Below are 16100 nucleotides of genomic sequence, written 5' to 3'. Positions count from 1 at the left end.
TGTAATCTCTACGCTCTTTCATAAATATATTATTTTGGGCGTAAAGCTAAAGACGATCAATTAATCAGAAAATATGCAGTTGGTCGGGCGGATACTTAATAACAGATTCATTTGAGAGATTAAGTTTCCGTTTGGCTTTCGGATTTATTCAGCCATACTTTTTGGATTTTGAGTTGCGATAAATCCTTTCCGAGCATTGGCAAGATACTTTTTGTGATAACAAAAATACATCTTGCAATGTAGAAAAGGTGCGGACTAAAAAGAGAAACATGGTTCTCCGTATCCTTCTCTTTTAGCCAGCAGATTTTTTTAAAGTTTTTGTGTAGTAAGATGCTCATCCTACTACGTTACTACAAATTCCGTAGTAAGTAGTAAGATGTAGTAGGATTTTAAAACACAATCCTACTACACTTATTCTATTTTATATCAATACGTTATACCATCTGTAGTAGCGTAGTAGGATTATTATACTTTACAAAATAAATTTTCACAGGATAGGGTGAATTGTTGTATCCCCTTACTGAATGCTGGAAAAAACCGAGCTTCTTTAGTGCAACGCCTACATTCTTGGTATTTAACCGTATACGACCGTTGCTTTCCTCACTTAAATACCTCACAAAGTCTGAATTTGTGAATTGCGCATCATGGTCAGCCTTTGTTCCTGGCGAATAGTATTTCTGTATAAGCTCTATTTCGGGCGTAATAACCCTAAACTGTTCGTTGTGACGTTCGTTTTCCTCAATTTCCTCTTTGGTCATTTCGTACCTGAATCCACTTTTCCATAAACGGTACGCATGACTCCAAACAATGTCAATATCGATATTCTCTTTGTACGACCAGTCAATTTTTTCAATCTCAAAACACAGCCAACGCACGTTAGCTTCATCGGTCAAGAACTCTGTTAAATTGGTGGAACCAAAAAAAGATATCCGTCTTGGTGTCATCCGCGCGCGGCGTTCATACGGATGTCTCACATTCACATACAGCTTGCTCATAACGGATTTCAGCGCGTTGATTTCAAATTTGGATAAGGTTGATAATTCATCCAATATTCCAATAAAATTGGCGCTTAAAGCAATCAAGCTGTCTTTGTCCACGCTTATATTCTCAACGGAATAGCTTTGCAAACAGGGGGGTACCAGAAAACGGCTGAACGTGGTTTTTCCACCGTTCTGCTTATCGGACACCAATACGAACGCCTGTTTATTGAAATACTCGGGTACTAACGCGCAAACAACCGTCCGAACCAACCATTTTTTAAACTGGATGTTAAATCGTCTTTGATCAAAGGCGTGTACATGACATGCCAGCCGCTCAATGTAATCGCCATGTATATCAGGCGAATACAAATCCCGTATCCTGTCGAAATAATCCGAAAAAGGGTCAAACTCCTGAATATAATCAGACCCTAAAAATACCATCACATCAGTTAACGACGCTTTAATTCCTGCGCCCACCCGCAATTCTATGTACAATGTATTCTCGTTGACCTCTTTAAAATTATACTCACCTATCTTTCTATATTCCAAGTCGTTCGTTACAATATTCTTTCGAAACTCATAATTTTCAGAGAAATACTGAATGACCTTGGCAATGGAAGGAGAAGAATCTAAAACTTTCTGGTCTTTAGGCATACCACAACATTTTTTATTGTTTAAAAATGTGGAATTGCTACTTTTGTAGTGAGCAATAAGCGTAGCAATCCACGCTAAAAGATTTAAAGGCAATCGGGCAGCATTGCCTTTTTACTTTTTTGCATAACGTTTAAAGGATTTCGCGACATAGGCGCTCGCTTCCTTTGACACATCGTCTATCGTATCTACTTTTCCAGCCTTCAGCCATTCCAATAATTCCTGACGAGAGAAGTATAACCGATTTCCTCTTTTGATATGCGGTATCTTTTTAGTGGAGCATAACGTGTAAACCCGCGACTCGGATAATCCAAGTATTTCCCTGGCTGCTTCCTTTATTCCAATCAGATATTCGGGCTCTGGGGGCGATTTTTGACCAATTGATTCTCTGACTACTTTACGTACGCAATTCTCTATCATTAATGATAGTTCATCTTTCTTAATTGTCGTTAACATCAAATTTTCCATAATAATAAACGTTGATTAACGACAACAAAGAAATGTGAAACGGATGCGCTACTTTCCAATTAGCGTAATGTCATACATCGAAGGAAGCATCAAGCTTTAGGCTCTTTTCGCGACGTGTTAGCGGGCCCTTCAACTTATCTTCAATAGTACGTTCTGAATTGAGTGGAAATAGCTCTCCTTTCCTTTCAACCCTGAATTTCCGGTGAAGCCATCTCGCCATATCCCTGTTTGACATTGAAAGTTGGTATCGCTCTCTTAGTATCTTGAAAAATAACGGAATTGTATTTGTACTTATTCCAGTCAATCTGTAATACTCGAATACTGACGGGCGACCATATCGAAGTTCCTGCATCAGCGCATAGTATTCTTTCTTATCTAAGCAGCTGCGCTCAAAAAAAGCGAAAATATCCGATAACTCATCATCCCCTATTAAACCATCCAGTCTTAAAAGTCCCTTATCCGCTATACTTTTATGAACATAACTCTTATGGTGTTTGATTTTCAGGCATTCGTCTACCCGTGCAATATGGTTGTCTAAAATGGGAACAAACTGTTCATCACAAAATCTCTTAAAATCTCTTACCGGTTCGTCTCTAATATTTATTAGCAACAATTTTACAACTTCATATTCCGCTCTGCACGATTTCAGCAACTCGTACCGCTTGTAAAGGTCTTGGTCTTCCTCGATCACTTTTAATGCTTCAAGCAATAACGTACGTTGTGCAAGGAAAAGCCGTTGGAACCCTGCTAAACCGACCCTGTCATTGACCAAAATATGCCTGTCTCCGAGCGATAAACGAAGTTCAAACTCAACAGGTGTACCTATCCCCATTAATAGATTATGGCTTTTTACAACCTGTTCGGAAAAAGACAGAAATAAATGGGTGAATTGTCCTTTATGGTTAAAGACTAACTTTTTCATTTTTTACAACTGAATCCGACTGGCTGCTTCAATTTTTTTCTTATCGATTACCTTGGCATATATTTCCGTTGTTTTCAACTGACGGTGGCCCAACAGCTTTGATACGGTATAAATATCCGTGCCCATTGTCAATTGCAGAGTGGCATAGGTATGCCGGAAGCAATGGAACGTAATTTTTTTCCGGATCCCTGCATTCATTACCCACCGGGCTAGTATTAAATTGGTATATGCAGAATATTTCAGGCCAGCAAAAATCCGTTCCTTGGCCGACTGTGGTTCCCCTAATAAACAGTAAGCCTGTTCAGAAATGGGCAGAATTTCGGCACCCTTTGTTTTTTGCTGGGTGAAACGTATGTAATAGCCATCCACTACGGAATGAAACACATCTGCCCATGTCAGTTTCATAATATCTGACCATCGTAAACCGGTGAGAGCTGAAAACAGTGCGGCTGATTTTAATACAGGGTGTTCGCATACGGTATCCCTTAAAGCCCGGATTTCTTCAATTGTCAAAAACTCGCGATGGGTTTCGTCCTGCGGAATGCCTTTAACTCTCCTTGCCGGATTTTCCACGAACAGCTTTTCTTCAAAGGCCTCTTTAAGCGCTGCTTTAAATTTATTGAAATAACTATGTTGTGAATTTTGCGACAGCTTGGCCCACTTACTTTTAATCGTGGTGGTAGTCTTAAGATATTCCCTAAACCGCTCGCAAAATTTTTCATCAACGTCCTCAAATAGGCATTTACCATCGGTAAACGCCTCCAAATAATTATACGTCGAAAGCCAGTTATCATAGTTCCCTTTGGACGTATAGCGCTTACGAACCTTTTCGTAAAAGTAGGCCAAGAAATCTGCTTTGCCGGCAAAGCGGTCCACCAGACCGAAAGACTTATTGAATAAGCGTAACTCATACTCGGAACGGATTTGTTCCGCTTTCATTCGGGCAACTTGATTATGCTCCTTTTCAATTCGGTCTTTTGGTTTTTCATATAAGTAGATATTGATAAATTTCCTGCGGGTTTCTTTCTTTTTGTCCGCATCGTAAATGGGTGGGTAAAAGTCCAAGTATAAACTGATACGACCTGACTTGTTTTTTTGCTCTCGTAATCGAACCTTAATCGCTTTTTCCATAGTTAAAATTTGTACGTATTTGTACGTCACTGAAAAAAGTACGGATGACGTACAAAAACTGAGTAAATACCTGCAAACAAACATAATGAAAACGTAACAAAAAACGCTGAAAATATTTCATTTTCAGCGTTTTACTTACTATTGTTTGTTATTGTTTATCGTTATTTTCCGCCGGTTACTTTCCGATGCAAAATTTCGAAAAAATATTATCCAGCAAATCATCCGTGGAAACACTTCCCGTAATTTCACCCAGGTGGTGCAATGCCTGGCGGATGTCCATCGCGAGGAAATCCGAAGTGACGGCACCGTCAATGCCATGGAGCACCCGTAACAGCGCTTCCCCTGTCCGTTGCAGCGCCTCCACATGGCGGGCATTGGTTACCAGCACATCTTCGGCATCAAGGCGATGCAGATTCACCTTCTGCAGCAGTTCTGCTTTCAACCCCTCCACTCCTACGTTGTTTTTAGCTGAAATGAACAATGGCTGGATCGCATGCAATGCCTGCCGATGTTCCTCATCCAACAAGTCGGTTTTGTTAACCACCACGACATATGGAATATTCAGCCCGGCGATTTCGTCGATCTGGCCACCGATGGTTGCCGCGTCATCCTGCAGCGGATCGGCCAAGTAGATGATAAGCCTGGCCTGCCGCATTTTCTCCCTCGTCCGTTCCACACCCTTAGCCTCGATGACGTCATCGGTATCCCGGATACCTGCGGTATCAATAAACCGGAACAGAACGCCGTTGATACTGATCTCATCTTCAATGGTATCCCGCGTGGTTCCGGCAATATCTGATACTATAGCCCGATCTTCGTTGAGCAACGTGTTGAGCAAGGTTGATTTCCCTACGTTGGGTTTCCCTGCAATGACAACGGGAACACCGTTCTTGAGCACGTTACCTTGTTCAAAAGATGCAATGAGTTTCCGTACCGTTCGCTCGATCTCCAGCACCAGGGCTTTCAGCTGGCCGCGGTTGGCAAACTCCACATCCTCTTCGGAAAAATCAAGTTCAAGCTCTACGAGGGAAGCAAAATGGATAAGTTGCTCGCGTAGCCGCTTCAGCACGTTAGAGAAGCCTCCACGCATCTGCTGCATGGCCATCTGATGGGAAGCTGCTGAATTGGATGCGATGAGATCGGCCACCGCCTCGGCCTGCGAAAGATCCATTCGCCCGTTAAGGAATGCACGCAGCGTAAATTCGCCTGGCTGGGCCATACGGGCTCCTTCTTTCACCAGCAATTGGATAATCCGCTCAATGATATACCTGGAATTATGCGTGGAGATTTCCACCACGTGTTCCCCGGTGTAGGAACGGGGAGCGTTGAATAACGACACCAGTACCTCATCCAGCACCGCTTCGCCATCACGGATGACCCCGAAGTGGATCGTATGCGAAGGCTGCCGTGACAGGTCTTTTCCGTTAAACACCTTATTCACGATGGTCACGGCCTGCTGGCCGGAAAGGCGTATCAGCGCGATTGCACCGCTGCCCGTGGCGGTGGCCAATGCTACAATCGTATCGTTATTTGCCATGCGGCAAAAGTACGAATACTTATCCAATCACCGTTCCGCTGGGCAGTACCGCGCGCTTTTTGACCACCACGATGCCATCCCGGATGGCATGCGTTTCAAAATCACCGTCTTCAAGGTGAGCTCCGCCCGTGATACGGACATTGCTGCCGATGCTGCAGCTTTTGTCAAGAATGGCGTTTTCTATGTAACAGTTTTCGCCGACGCCAACGAGCGGAATGCCTTGCTCATTTGCTCGGGCAATTTCATCGAGCGTCTGGTAAAAGTCGCATCCCATCATGTACGTGGTTTTAATGACCGTCCCCTTTCCGATACGCGACCGGATACCGATGACGGACCGCTCGATGCGTTCGGCCGCGATGATACAACCATCAGCGACGACCACTTTATCCAATGTGGTACCCGACACCTTGGAGGGCGGCAGCATACGTCCGCGTGTAAAGATCGTGTGCTTATCAAACAGGTTGAATTGCGGGATATCATCGGTCAGTCCGATGTTCGCCTCGAAAAACGACTCAATGGTACCGATATCGGTCCAGTACCCGTGGTATTCATAACTATGCACACGGTACTTGCCGATGGAATCCGGGATCAGCTCCTTGCCGAAATCCATTCCCTGATGTTCGGCAAGCAGTTTCACCAGCGATTCCTTATTGAACACATAGATGCCCATGGACGCCAAGTAAACCCTACCTTCGTTTTTCATTTCTTCGCTGACATCGGATTCCCATCCTGCCAGCTTTTCTGTACTGGGTTTTTCGGTAAAACACGTGATATTGCCGTTCTCATCCGATTTGAGGATACCGAAGGAGGTGGCGTCCTTGGCATTAACCGGAATGGTAGCAATGGATATCTCCGCACCGGATTCGATATGGTGCTCAATCATTTCCTGGAAATCGATTTGGTAAAGCTGATCGCCCGAGAGGATAAGCAAATGCTCGTAATCGTGATGCAGCAGGTAACGCAGGAGATGCCGTACAGCATCGGCCGTTCCCTGATACCAACGTTCGGCCTCGTGGGTCTGTTCCGCAGCAAGGATATCGACGAACCCTTTACTAAAAGCACTGAAGTTATACGTGTTTTTAATATGGGAATTCAACGATGCAGAGTTATACTGCGTCAAAACGAAAATCCGGTTGTAACCGGAGTTGAGACAATTGGATATGGGAATGTCTACCAAGCGGTACTTACCGGCAATGGGAACGGCAGGTTTGGAACGCTGGTGGGTCAACGGATACAGGCGTGTACCTTTACCTCCCCCTAATACTACGGAGATCACATTGTGCTTAATCATAATTACGCGATTATATTTTGGTAAATTTCTATGTATTTGGCTGCCGATTTATCCCATGAAAAATCAAGTGCCATGAGCTGTTCCCTGAGTTGTTCCATTCGTCGGCGTTGGGCATACAGTTCCAACGCCCGGTAAACAGCCTGCACGGCATCATCGGCGCTGGCCTCCGGAAACAGGATACCATATCCCTGCGGTTCGTCCATGTCAAGCACGGTATCTTTCAGTCCACCTGTCGCACGCACAATAGGTATCGTGCCGTATCGCATGGAATACAGCTGGTTAAGTCCGCACGGCTCCACCCTTGACGGCATGATCAGGAAATCCGCCGCCGCATATATGCGGTGCGATAGTTCCTCCTGATAACCGATATGGACGGCAACCTTTTCCGGATATTTTTCTGCTAAATGGGTAATCTCCTCCTCCATCTGGGTGTCACCAGAACCTAATATCATCATATTCAGTCCAACATCACCTCCCCCCATTATGTTTTCAATTATTTGCGGCAAAATATCCGCACCTTTTTCACCTGCAAACCGGCCGATATAAGCCAATAGCGGCTTCGCCGTGTCTAAGCCGAATCTTTCGCAGAGGGATACTTTATTTCGCTCTTTACCATATTGCACATCTCCTGCGCCATAACGATGCTCCAGCATGGGGTCGTGCTCCGGGTCCCATACCGACGGGTCGATCCCGTTAACGATACCCACCCCTTTTGCCCGTTCCATCTCAAATAAACGTTCCAGCCCATTTGCTTGTATCATCAGTTCATTCAGGTAGCCTTCCGATACGGTAGTATACGCCGTGCAGCACTTGATAAGTGCGCCCAGGGGGTTAATTACGCCATCCCAATCCAGCAATCCCCATTTCCAGGTATCAAAAGGTGGCAACAGAATCGCTTTATTCCATTCCATCCATCCCTGGTACTGCCCGTTGTGCACGGTACCAACAGTGGGCACTTCTCGCAGTGCGGAAAAACGTTCACTATGATACATCAAGAAAGGTATCAGCCCTGTGTGGTGATCGTGGCAGTGCACCACGTCAGGCTTGATTCCGGCATCGGTTATCCAGTGTAGAAAGCCGTGCTGGAAAGCCATGAATTGTTCACTTTCGTCGGCATAGCCATATGGTTCATCGCGGTCTATGAGACCTGGTATTTTAATCAGGTACAATTCGAAGCCCAGCAGGTTCCGACGTTCTTTGTGGATCTGTACTTCCAGCTGTCTGGATCCTTGGCGGAAATGGCCTGTATACGTTACCTCGAAATCATGTTCCCTGACGAAAGGCTTATTGTACCAGGGCATCACCACCCACACGCGGAACCCTGCACGTTGGAGGTATCTGGGAAGGGCACCCACCACGTCGCCCAGCCCCCCTACTTTGGCAACGGGATAGCATTCTGCACTTAAATGGACAACATGTTTGCTACGCTCGTTCTTCGTTTGGACAACCATATATACTTACTTGTTGGCAGGTTTCTTTCCAGAAACGCGCCGTTTGCTTGAAGGCTTCTTGATCAGGGGCTCCTTGTCACTTTGCTGCACCTCGGTACGGGCGTTTTTCGCTAAACTGCGTTTAAGAACAAGGCCGGCCAACGGCGGCAATGTTAAGAGTGCCGACCAATCTTTGTTCATCCAACGGATGGGTTCTGCCTGCACTGCCGACTGCTGTACACCGCTGCCATAGTAAAGCTCTTCGTCAGAGTTAAGCAACACTTCCCATTCACCGGGGGCGGGTAATCCGCAGCGGTAACCATGGTGTACCATGGGTGTCAGGTTCAGGATAACCAGCAGATCATCTTCCAGACGCATGCCTTTTCTGGCGTAAGCCATCACGGAATTGCGGGCATCTCCCCCTTCAATCCATTCAAAGCCCTCGGGTTCGAAGCTACGCTCGTATAGCGCTGGCTCTGTCCGGTACGCTTGGTTGAGCGCCTTTACAAATTGAGAGATACCCTGGTGCGGACCATATTGCAGCAGGTGCCAGTCTAACGACTGATTATGGTTCCATTCGGCCGTCTGCCCGAACTCCGCGCCCATGAATAACAATTTGGTGCCGGGGTGTGTATACATGTAGAGGAAAAGCGCCCGAAGATTAGCAAACCGCTGCCATTCATCGCCGGGCATCTTGCTAACAAGCGCACCCTTACCATGCACCACCTCATCGTGAGATAGCGGCAGCATAAAATTTTCATGGAAAGCATACAGCAGGCTGAATGTGAGCTGCCCATGGTGATGCTGTCGATACAGTGGGTCGCGCGCAAAATACTGTAACGTATCGTGCATCCAGCCCATCATCCACTTCATACCGAATCCCAGTCCACCACCGCTGGTAGGGCGGCTCACACCCGGCCACGAGGTAGATTCTTCAGCAATCATCTGAACATCGGGGAAATGGCGATACACCGCTTCGTTCATATCTTTCAAAAAGCCGATAGCCTGCAGATTTTCACGCCCTCCATACTCATTGGGAATCCATTCTCCCGCTTTGCGGGAATAATCGAGATACAACATGGACGCTACCGCGTCTACCCGCAACCCGTCCGCATGATACCGATCAAGCCAGAAAAGCGCATTACTGATCAAGAATGAGCGCACTTCATTGCGCCCGTAGTTGAAGATATACGATCCCCAATCGGGATGATAACCCTGCCGTGGGTCTTCATGTTCGTACAGGTGCGTACCGTCGAACCGGTACAGCCCATGGGCATCGCCGGGAAAATGCGACGGCACCCAATCCAGCAACACGCCGATGCCGTGCTGATGAAGCTGCTCGATGAGAAACATGAGATCCTGGGGACTACCATACCGCGAAGACGCGGCAAAATATCCCGTAACCTGATATCCCCATGACGGGTAATACGGATGCTCCATGACCGGGAGCAACTCCACGTGGGTGAACCCCGCCTCCTTAATATAGGGCACCAGTTTATCGGCAACCTCACGGTATCCCATTAAACGCTGGGGATCAGCCGGATCCCGCATCCATGAACCGATATGCATTTCATACACGGCCATCGGCCGGTCGAGCGCGTTGTGTGTGTGCCGTGTCTGCATCCATTCCGCATCCTGCCAATCGTACCACGTTGTGGAAACGATGGACGCCGTGCGCGGCGGAACTTCCCACTGCAGCGCAAACGGGTCGCCCTTCTCTAACGTCTCGCCCTGAAAGGAACGGATACGGTATTTATACAATTCGCCGATGCCAATACCAGGTATGAACCCTTCCCATATACCGGAGCCATCCCACCGCACATACAGGTTATGCGAATAGGGATTCCACCCGTTGAAATTTCCAACAACCGATACCGATGCGGCATTGGGCGCCCATACGGCAAAATATGTCCCTGCCCTATCGCCGTCGACAAGCTCGTGCGATCCGAACTTTTCATAGAGTTTATAGTGCTTGCCCGCCCGGAACAGACTGATGTCGAAATCAGAAAACAGGGAATAGACTTCTACCGCATTTTGCATAAAATGGATTTATAATGGTTTACGCCTCATGAAATGGCAATACTCTTGAAATCCTTGGGCACTTTTATTCTGAATCGTCCATCGCCATCGCGTTCAACCGTTCCGGACGCGTCGTCTACCAACACGTTTTTCACCTCAAAGGGCAATCCGACGAGAGATAGCTCATAGGCATCGTATTTCTCCGAATACAGGCCGTCAACCGATTGCGAAATCTTCAAACTTGTCGCCCCACCCTTTACCACGAATTTTTTCTCCAGGTAAATATGTTGTTCATAGGCGAACGTATCTCCGTGATCTTCATAAAGGTACGAGTTCGTTACCCGGTCTGCATGGTATACCAGCAGTTTAAGTGCCTCGATTTTCCGTTCGTTGACGTATTGCATTACCGGATATTCGGGCAATACCGTACCGGCTTTGATAAAGATAGGCATTTCATCCAGCGGTGTATCCACCTCATGTTCTTTACCTCCCTCGAAGCGCTTGTCATTCCAGTAATAATACCAGCCGCCCTTAGGCAGGTATACCGTTTTACGGTGCTGCCCCGGATTCAGCACGGGCGACACCAGAATTTTATCGCCAAAACAAAATTCCTCCTCCCGCTGGATGTTGCTATCCAGGTGCTGCTCTACCATGGTTATCGGGCGAAGGATTGGAAACCCATATTTGGTATGTTCCCAGAATACCGAATAAATGTAAGGCAGCAGTTTGTACCTCAATTCAATGAATTTGCGGTTCAACGTTTCATACTCCGGGCCGAAGCTCCATGGCTCGCGTTCGGCCGTATCGCCCGCCGAATGCGCCCGCATGAACGGTGAAAACACGCCAAACTGAATCCATCTGGTGAATAGCTCGCCATCCGGTTCGCCGCTAAACCCTCCGATATCCGTACCGCAGAACGGCATACCTGACACGGACAGCCGTTGAAGCTGGAGTGCACCAAGGCGCAGGTGCTCCCATGTTGCCACATTATCACCCGTCCATACGGAAGCATAGCGCTGCGTGCCGGCATATGCCGCGCGCGTAATGGTAAACGGGCGCTTTTTCTGGAACAACTTTTTCAATCCTTCATATGTGGCCCGTACCATCTGCATGCCATATATGTTATGTGCCTTCCGGTGCGACCCCCGGTAGCCGTCAAAATTGTGGCGTACATCATTCGGGAAGGTCCCTCGGCCAAATACCGCCGGTTCGTTCATATCGTTCCATACACCGGCTATCCCCGCATCCACCAATTCCTTAAACAACCCGCCCCACCATTCACGTACTTCCTTATTGGTAAAGTCAGGAAATTGGCAACGCCCGGGCCATACGTACCCTTCCATGAAATAGTCGTCGCCTCGACGGCAGAAATAGCGATTTTTCTTACCGTCGCGGAACACCCAATAATTTTCATCAACTTTGATACCGGGATCTATGATTACTACGGTATTGAATCCGTCATCAGCCAGTTCCTTAATCATTTTCTTCGGGTCGGGGAAATACCGCTTGTTCCAAGTGAAACAACGGTAGCCATCCATATAGTCGATATCAAGATATATGGCATCGCAGGGTATCTTCCGTTCGCGGAAATTACGGGCGAGATCTTTAACCTTACTTTCCGGGTAATAGCTCCAACGGCATTGATGGTAACCCAACGCCCATAACGGGGGCAGGTAATGCGTACCCGTGATACTATGGTAACGCTTAACCACGTCCATCATATGGGGGCCGTGGATATAATAATATTGCAATTCGCCGCCTTCCGACCAAAAGCTCGTCTGATCGTGCGCTTCAGCGGCGAAATCAAAATACGTCTTGAAGGTGTTGTCAAAAAAGATACCGTAGGCATTGCCATCATTCAGTCCAATGTAAAACGGGATACTCCGATAAAGCGGATCCTGATTGAACTGAAAGGAATAGGTGTCCGAATTCCAGTTTACAAAACGTTTGCCGCGCAGGTTGAGGTGAGTAGGCTTATCACCCAGCCCGTAAAATGCTTCTTCTGCAACAGCTGCCTTGGTACAGTATACATAGTACCCTCCGAAATCCGGATTTTCCTCCCAATGCATGGGGGCATAATCCCGGTTATATTCCTTTCCTTCCCGGTCTTCAAAAGAAATCAAGAAGTCCGCCTTGCGGACGATACAGGTTACCGTATTGGTCTTCACCCGGTATACCTGCTGGTCTTCTTCGAAATTATATACGGCCACATGCTGATCCGACTGCGGAACAGCATAGGAAAAATCATCCAGAAACTGTCCTTTCGGGGCCAGACGTACCCGGATAATCTCATCGCTGACGACCTTAATCTCTACACAGGCACTACCGTCAGTAAAATAAAAGTTGTTATCTTCTTGATGATACCCTGTAACCGCGCCGAGGTAATTTTTCACAATTTCCGGCAAATCCAGCACCGGATTATTTACGTGTTGAATCCCTTCTTCTAATACCTGTGCGGCGTTGCCGTTTTCTATGTCTCGCTGTTTGGTGGAATCTTTCGCCATATCGTATACTATCGCTTCAAAATATTTTTAGCCAAAATACATGTTTTGGGTAATTAAAAAGAGATTATATCATTATTTTTTGTTTCCTCCCATGATTCCCTATATTTGCCGCGAGGTTATTAATATCAACATCATGATTGCTTTCATCCATCACATACATTTCCATCATCGCCCTTGCGGCGATTACTAACTGTATGTTTCTACGTGAAGCAATTAACCCCTGATGTTTGTTCTACTTTATTAATAATTTTTTTATCACGCCTTAATTAGTTACGCCATTGAAACCGCATGAATCACCGGTCAAAAAAGGACAGCACTCACACCGCTCATGCATGTTTCATCGTATTAAAATCACGCTAAATGAAAAAACTGAAAATTGCCATCCAAAAATCCGGAAGGCTTAACGAGAAATCCGTTCAATTACTGAAAAATTGCGGATTGAGTTTCGAGAATTACAAAAGCTCCCTGATTACGGCAGTTTCGAATTTCCCGTTAGAAATCCTGTTCTTGCGGGATGATGATATCCCTGAATATGTCCAAGACGGCATTGCCGATCTTGGCATTGTCGGAGAAAATGTAATCGCAGAAACCGAAGCCAACGTACATTATCTCCAACGCCTCGGGTTCGGTAAGTGCAGCCTGAAGATTGCCGTACCCAACCACAGTGATGCAAAGACACTTGCTGACCTGAACGGCAAAGCCATAGCCACATCCTACCCCACCATTTTAAAGAAATATCTGGATGCAAATGGTATTTCGGCTGATATAAGAGTTATCTCCGGCTCGGTGGAGATTTCGCCCGCGCTGGAATTGAGCCAAGCCATTTTTGACATCGTCTCTACGGGTGGCACATTAAGAAGCAACGGACTTAAGCCATTTGCCGATGTAATGTCATCTGAAGCCGTGCTTATCAGCAAAAACGGCATTGACGGCAACCCCGTGGTGCGTGAACTGATTCAACGTATCCAGTCGGTGCTTCGCGCTGCCGAAACCAAATACGTCGTTCTCAACGTTGAAAGAAACAACCTGGATGACATCGTTTCCCTTCTTCCCGGTGTAAAAAGCCCGACGATAGTGCCCCTTGCTGAAGAGAACTGGGTGGCCGTACATACCGTTATCTCAGAGCGCGATTTTTGGGAAAAAATCAACAAATTGAAGTCAGTTGGTGCACAAGGCATCGTCGTAATGCCTGTCGAGAAAATTATTCTATAAATGAATACGATGCTTAGAACATACATTTACCGTTCTTTAAGTGAGCCAGTCGTCCAGCAACTCTTAGCACGCAATACCGACCCATCAAACGCCGTGCAGCAATCGGTTACTGCTATCATAGCGGAAGTAAAGGCCAAGGGCGACGCCGCACTGAAAGCCTACGCCCAACAGTTCGACGGCGTTCAGTTGGAACAGTTGAGCCTCGGTGCCGAAGAAATTGCGGCGCTGGCCGCCTCCATAGGCAGGGAGCAGCAGCGTGCACTGGAAATAGCCTTTGCTAACATCCACCGTTTCCACGCCACGCAATTACGGAAGGAGCGAACCGTGGAAACCATGCCCGGTGTGACATGCTGGCGCGAACCCCGTCCTATCGAAAAAGTAGGACTGTACATCCCCGGCGGCTCTGCCGTATTACCCAGCACGCTGCTTATGCTTGGCGTACCTGCACGGATTGCGGGATGCAAAGAAATTGTCGTATGCTCTCCCCCGCAATCCGACGGTAAAATCAACGGCTACGTGGCCTACTGCTTACAACTACTCAACATAGACAACGTCTATTTAGTCGGCGGCGCGCAGGCTGTTGCTGCGATGGCTTTCGGCACCGAAAGCATTCCGAAGGTCGACAAACTATTCGGCCCGGGCAATCAATATGTCACCAAAGCTAAAAGCGTCTTGCAGGGCATGACACAAGTCAGCATCGATATGCCTGCCGGGCCTTCAGAGGTGTTGGTCATTGCCGACAGTTCCGCCAATCCGGAATACGTGGCGGCCGATCTGCTGGCACAGACAGAACATGGCCCAGACAGTCAAGCCATACTTGTCAGCACAGACCAAAGCCTTATTGACGCGGTACAGGATGCCCTTGCCACCCAATTGGCCGAACTGCCGCGTGCAGCGATTGCGGCAAAAGCCCTGGACAATTCCTATGCGATATTATGCGAGACAACCGATGAAGCCATTGCCTTCAGCAACCGATACGCTCCGGAACACCTCATTATCGAAATGGACGAGTGGGAACCGCTGGTTCGCAAAGTGAGCAATGCGGGTTCCGTATTTGTGGGGCACCTCACCCCCGAAAGTGCCGGCGATTACGCTTCCGGCACAAATCACACGCTGCCCACAAGCGGCTACGCCCGTTCATATTCCGGTGTTTCGGTTGATTCTTTCATTAAAAAGATCACGTTTCAGCACATTACCCAGGAAGGATTACAGAACATCGGTCATACGGTTGAGGTGCTGGCTGAGCTGGAGGGGTTGCATGCACACAAAAATGCCGTATCCGTAAGGCTGACGTAAACACCTCGGGAAGCGCGGCTTTGAGATTTAGGAAAAAAGTTGTATATTTGCAGGCTGACCGTAACATTGGGGTCGACCGGAATTGACAGGATGGAGACGGTTATGTAAGCATGCAGCGCGTTGGAAGTATGGCGCTTTAATCTCAACTTTCAGATCTACAAATGGCGAAGAAAACTACGCCTTAGCTGCCTAATTTAGAATTAGCTCAGCTTTTGTCCCGCTCGCGCTTGGTTCCGTAGCGCAGCATCCGGGGCATCGAACCACGGAACTGGCCGGCTTGGTGTTGCGACATGTCGGTGAGAAACAGCAACTAAGGAAAACGGTATAGGCAAGCGTCCGGCCTTCCCTTTCCCGACAAAGAAACGGAAGCTAAGCATGTAGAAAGCGTACACTGTACCATGTCTGGACGAGGGTTCGAATCCCTCCGGCTCCACCTCTTGGGACAAGTCTAAAAAAGAAAGACTTGTCCCTTTTTTTTTATCTTGTAACTCGTTGTTGTTCTGATAGATAAGAGTGATTGCGGAATTTAGTCTCCGAGTTCGATGTTGTACTCCGTCAAATTCCAAAAAATCGGGGAACATCGAACTCACTATAAGCCTTTTTTCTTCAATATTGCCGTTTTCATACCGTACGTCGATGTTTGCGACCTTTTTTAAGGC

11 protein-coding genes and 1 other RNA gene are annotated in these 16100 nt (G+C 47.2%); 3 read left to right on the top strand and 9 right to left on the bottom strand.

Translation table 11 applies throughout. From position 1 onward, the window contains the following. Positions 1 to 434 precede the first annotated feature (434 nt). The 9 genes from BM030_RS18105 to BM030_RS18065 form a co-directional block, all read right to left on the bottom strand. Complete coding sequence (locus tag BM030_RS18105) at positions 435 to 1727, bottom strand: VapE domain-containing protein (protein ID WP_139215943.1); 1293 nt, start codon at positions 1725 to 1727, stop codon at positions 435 to 437. Between the two features lie 18 nt (positions 1728 to 1745). Then, positions 1746 to 2099, bottom strand: coding sequence for a helix-turn-helix domain-containing protein (locus BM030_RS18100; RefSeq protein ID WP_090975019.1), 354 nt, complete (start codon positions 2097 to 2099; stop codon positions 1746 to 1748). Positions 2100 to 2169: 70 nt separating this feature from the next. Continuing rightward, positions 2170 to 3021 (bottom strand): hypothetical protein, encoded by an 852-nt coding sequence (locus BM030_RS18095; RefSeq protein WP_090975018.1) that lies wholly within the window; start codon positions 3019 to 3021, stop codon positions 2170 to 2172. 3 nt (positions 3022 to 3024) lie between these two features. Next, positions 3025 to 4152 (bottom strand): site-specific integrase, encoded by a 1128-nt coding sequence (locus BM030_RS18090; RefSeq protein WP_244519039.1) that lies wholly within the window; start codon positions 4150 to 4152, stop codon positions 3025 to 3027. Between the two features lie 175 nt (positions 4153 to 4327). Next, on the bottom strand, positions 4328 to 5689 hold the full coding sequence (gene mnmE / locus BM030_RS18085) for a tRNA uridine-5-carboxymethylaminomethyl(34) synthesis GTPase MnmE (RefSeq protein WP_090975017.1): 1362 nt from the start codon (positions 5687 to 5689) through the stop codon (positions 4328 to 4330). 19 nt (positions 5690 to 5708) lie between these two features. Next, positions 5709 to 6977 (bottom strand): glucose-1-phosphate adenylyltransferase, encoded by a 1269-nt coding sequence (locus BM030_RS18080; RefSeq protein ID WP_090975025.1) that lies wholly within the window; start codon positions 6975 to 6977, stop codon positions 5709 to 5711. Positions 6978 to 6982: 5 nt separating this feature from the next. Next, a complete protein-coding gene (locus BM030_RS18075; protein WP_090975016.1) occupies positions 6983 to 8431 on the bottom strand; it encodes a glycogen synthase in 1449 nt (482 codons plus the stop codon). A 6-nt stretch (positions 8432 to 8437) separates the two neighbouring features. After that, entirely contained in the window at positions 8438 to 10450 is a 2013-nt protein-coding gene (gene glgB / locus BM030_RS18070) for a 1,4-alpha-glucan branching protein GlgB (RefSeq protein ID WP_090975015.1), read from the bottom strand. Between the two features lie 26 nt (positions 10451 to 10476). Further along, positions 10477 to 12933 (bottom strand): glycoside hydrolase family 31 protein, encoded by a 2457-nt coding sequence (locus BM030_RS18065; RefSeq protein ID WP_090975014.1) that lies wholly within the window; start codon positions 12931 to 12933, stop codon positions 10477 to 10479. Between the two features lie 360 nt (positions 12934 to 13293). On the opposite strand from BM030_RS18065, the gene hisG reads away from it, so the two are divergent. From hisG to ssrA, 3 genes are all read left to right on the top strand, one after another. Further along, positions 13294 to 14145: an ATP phosphoribosyltransferase gene (gene hisG / locus BM030_RS18060; protein ID WP_090975013.1), complete on the top strand. Its 852-nt coding sequence runs from the start codon at positions 13294 to 13296 to the stop codon at positions 14143 to 14145. 9 nt (positions 14146 to 14154) lie between these two features. Further along, on the top strand, positions 14155 to 15441 hold the full coding sequence (gene hisD, locus BM030_RS18055; RefSeq protein ID WP_090975024.1) for a histidinol dehydrogenase: 1287 nt from the start codon (positions 14155 to 14157) through the stop codon (positions 15439 to 15441). A 68-nt stretch (positions 15442 to 15509) separates the two neighbouring features. Then, positions 15510 to 15877: a transfer-messenger RNA gene (gene ssrA, locus BM030_RS18050) on the top strand. Positions 15878 to 16100: the final 223 nt, after the last annotated feature.

This window comes from Parapedobacter composti (genome assembly GCF_900112315.1).
Taxonomy (GTDB): Bacteria; Bacteroidota; Bacteroidia; order Sphingobacteriales; family Sphingobacteriaceae; genus Parapedobacter; species Parapedobacter composti.
Note: the sequence above shows the minus strand (reverse complement) of the source record. Positions and strands in the feature narration are given on the sequence as shown.

What these genes read in the sequence shown, in the direction of transcription:
- BM030_RS18100 (WP_090975019.1), bottom strand. Translation starts at nt 2,099, where the DNA reads ATGGAAAATTTGATGTTAACGACAATTAAGAAAGATGAACTATCATTA.
- BM030_RS18095 (WP_090975018.1), bottom strand. Translation starts at nt 3,021, where the DNA reads ATGAAAAAGTTAGTCTTTAACCATAAAGGACAATTCACCCATTTATTT.
- BM030_RS18090 (WP_244519039.1), bottom strand. Translation starts at nt 4,152, where the DNA reads ATGGAAAAAGCGATTAAGGTTCGATTACGAGAGCAAAAAAACAAGTCA.
- mnmE (WP_090975017.1), bottom strand. Translation starts at nt 5,689, where the DNA reads ATGGCAAATAACGATACGATTGTAGCATTGGCCACCGCCACGGGCAGC.
- BM030_RS18075 (WP_090975016.1), bottom strand. Translation starts at nt 8,431, where the DNA reads ATGGTTGTCCAAACGAAGAACGAGCGTAGCAAACATGTTGTCCATTTA.
- glgB (WP_090975015.1), bottom strand. Translation starts at nt 10,450, where the DNA reads ATGCAAAATGCGGTAGAAGTCTATTCCCTGTTTTCTGATTTCGACATC.
- BM030_RS18065 (WP_090975014.1), bottom strand. Translation starts at nt 12,933, where the DNA reads ATGGCGAAAGATTCCACCAAACAGCGAGACATAGAAAACGGCAACGCC.
- hisG (WP_090975013.1), top strand. Translation starts at nt 13,294, where the DNA reads ATGAAAAAACTGAAAATTGCCATCCAAAAATCCGGAAGGCTTAACGAG.
- hisD (WP_090975024.1), top strand. Translation starts at nt 14,155, where the DNA reads ATGCTTAGAACATACATTTACCGTTCTTTAAGTGAGCCAGTCGTCCAG.